Genomic DNA, 233 nt, shown 5'->3' on the forward strand with positions numbered 1-233 from the left:
ATGAGCAAGGAGCTGGGGTACCTGCATTGTTCGCAATCTATCAAGATGTGACTGGAGAAGCAAGGGACAAAGCCCTCGCTTATGCTAAAGGAATCGGCGGCGCAAGAGCTGGCGTATTAGAAACGACATTTAAAGAAGAAACAGAAACAGATTTGTTCGGTGAGCAAGCAGTTCTTTGCGGCGGATTAAGCGCGCTTGTCAAAGCCGGATTTGAAACATTAACTGAAGCAGGT

Annotated in this window: 1 pseudogene; it reads left to right on the forward strand. The window is 47.2% G+C overall.

Annotated features, from left to right (window positions below):
- Nucleotides 1–233, forward strand: a pseudogene (locus PU683_RS21980) (ketol-acid reductoisomerase); the annotation flags it as partial.

The organism is Candidatus Kosakonia sp. 282A-S69 (assembly GCF_029433855.1).
Classification (GTDB): Bacteria; Pseudomonadota; Gammaproteobacteria; order Enterobacterales; family Enterobacteriaceae; genus Kosakonia; species Kosakonia cowanii_A.